This window comes from Pseudomonas sp. F8002 (genome assembly GCF_013385495.1).
Classification (GTDB): Bacteria; Pseudomonadota; Gammaproteobacteria; order Pseudomonadales; family Pseudomonadaceae; genus Aquipseudomonas.
The window spans coordinates 1-1,580 of sequence record NZ_JACAPW010000053.1 but is presented as its reverse complement, the minus strand read 5'-3'; the positions used below and the strand labels follow the sequence as shown (position 1 = coordinate 1,580).

1 protein-coding gene is annotated in these 1,580 nt (G+C 57.9%); it reads left to right on the top strand.

Features of this window, described 5'->3' with window-relative positions; translation table 11 throughout:
- Positions 1–252: 252 nt before the first annotated feature.
- Positions 253–1,580, top strand: a 1,328-nt coding sequence (locus HX811_RS31105) for an IS110 family transposase (protein ID WP_177048741.1), incomplete at its 3' end; no start/stop codon positions are given.

The following is a 1,580-nucleotide window of genomic DNA, read 5'->3' as shown; positions in this document are numbered from 1 at the left end:
GAGGGAGGCCCCACCCCGTCTTCGACGCCGCGCTGTCGCGCAGCAAACGGGTCATCGTAAAGTTGAGGTACGCGCGCGGGGCAAAGGCCGGAACCAGCACTGGTGTGTCAGCACCCGCGAGGGAGAGTGGCCTGCACGGTATCGGCGTGGAGTCGTTGAAGGCATGGCGCAAGCCATGACCTCGTATAAGAGAGTGAATCCGCTCGCCACCGTGTACCCCGCGCGCGTCGTTCAATCCTGCGAGGAATTGCCATGACGCGCAAGAACCAAAAACGATTTGAGATCGTTCATCCCAATTGCTCCGGCATTGATGTGGGCGGTGGCGAGCACTGGGTCGCCGTCGATCCAGAAAAGTGCGACGACCCTGTTCGTAAATTCTCGACCTTCACTGATGACTTGATTGCCTTGGCCAAATGGCTTGAATCAATGGACGTCAAAGTCGTGGCGATGGAGGCCACGGGCGTTTACTGGATTCCCCTTTTCGAAGTGCTGGACGCTCGCGGGTTTGATGTTTACCTCGTCAACTCGCGCGCGACTCGCCAGACCTCTGGGAGAAAATCCGACGTGCTTGATTGTCAATGGATTCGGCAGCTCATGACATACGGCTTGCTCAGTGGCGCTTTTCGCCCGGCGGATCAAATCTGCTCATTGCGCTCGTTGGTGCGCCAGCGGCTGAATAAAGTCCGTGACCAGGCAAAGACAATCAACCGCATGCAAAAAAGCCTGACCCAGATGAACATCCAGTTGGCCAACGTCATCAGCGATATTACCGGGGTGACGGGTCTGAAGATCTTGCGGGCGATCGTCCAGGGGGAGCGTGACCCCGAAAAGCTCGCAGCTTTTCGAGATGGCCGCATCAAAGCCGATCAGGTGACCATCGCCCGCAGCTTGCATGGCAACTGGCGAGCCGAACATCTGCATGCGCTGAGTCAGGAATTGGCCTGTCATGACTTCCTGGAAAAACAGATCGCCGAGTGCGATCAGGCGATCGCCCAAGCGCTGGAGCGACTTCCGGTCCTTGAGCAGAAGACTGCGACGCCCAGTAAGTCGTTACGCAGCCCGCACCGCACAAACGACGAGCAACTGATCCTGCATCGCGCCTTGAACAAGATAATGGGCGTGGATTTAACGGCGATCCCCACCCTTGGAGTCGACACGGCGCTCGTGTTAGCCAGCGAGTTGGGGCCGGACTTATCCAAGTTTCCAAGCTCTCAGCACTTTTGCTCCTGGCTTGGCTTGGCACCGCCGACACGGATATCAGGTGGAAAACCCCTCCCGGGTAAAGCGCCAAAGATCATCAATCGCGCAGCCCAGGCCCTGAAGCAAGCAGCATCGAACGCGCGCCAAGACAAGAGCTTTATCGGCGCCAGTCACCGAGCCCGACTGACGAGGATGGATACCAGTTGCGCGATCAAAGCCACAGCCCATCAGTTAGCACGGCTGATTTACGCCATGCTGACCAAGGGGCAACCGTATGTGGAAATGGGGATTGAAACATTTGAGGAAAAAAGCCGTGACCGCCAACTGCGCGCCTTGGAGCGCAAAGCCCGCAAGCTGGGGATGCAGCTGGTCAAGGCTGG